At 48.0% G+C, this 789-nt stretch carries 1 protein-coding gene; it reads left to right on the top strand.

The features are described 5' to 3' along the window. Positions 1–789, top strand: a 789-nt coding sequence (locus tag KCG35_RS25820; RefSeq protein WP_215822760.1) for a phage tail sheath subtilisin-like domain-containing protein, incomplete at both ends; no start/stop codon positions are given.

Raw genomic sequence — 789 nt, 5'->3', positions numbered from 1 at the left:
CCAACCGATATTAATCGCCGGCTCCTTACGCGAAGCCACCAAGTTAGGTGATAAAGGCACATTACCCGCTGCCATCAAAGGGATTTTTGATCAGATTGGCGCATTGGTAGTCGTTATTCGTGTTAAGGAAGAAAGCGAGGAAGCCAAGCAAATCAGTGCGCTGGTGGGCAATGGCCAAAGTGATCCACCCACCGGCATTTATGCCTTAACGGCGGCTAAATCTGTAGTGGGTGTACAGCCTCGTTTACTGATTGCACCGGGTTACAGTCAATTAGAGCCAGTGGGTAAAGCGCTGGACATGATCGCCAGCCAACTTAATGGTATGGCACTTATTGATGGCCCTAATACTACCGGTGCAGAAGCCATTCAGTATAAAAATAAATACGACAGTCGCTACGCGTATTTAATTGATCCCTGGGTCCAGGTCTGGGATATCCATAGCAATCAGGCCGTGGATAGACCACCCTCGTCGTATGTGGCGGGATTGATGGCTAAAGTGGATAACGATAAAGGCTTTTGGCACTCGCCGTCGAATAAGCCAATTAATGGTATTATTGGCACCAGTCGGCCCATTGACTTTACATTGGGGGATGCCAATTGCCGAGCCAACTTACTCAATGAAAACCATATCACCACCATTATTCAGGAGAATGGTTATCGACTCTGGGGCAACCGCACTACCTGTATTACTGATCCCAAATGGGCCTTTGTTAATGTGGTGAGAACCAAGGCGATTATCGAAGACTCGCTGTTACGTGCTCATCTTTGGGCGGTGGATCGGAATATTAC

Source organism: Zooshikella harenae, from assembly GCF_018837975.1.
Lineage (GTDB): Bacteria > Pseudomonadota > Gammaproteobacteria > Pseudomonadales > Zooshikellaceae > Zooshikella > Zooshikella harenae.
The sequence above is the reverse complement of the archived record's forward strand: the minus strand, read 5'-3'. Positions and strand labels throughout refer to the sequence as shown.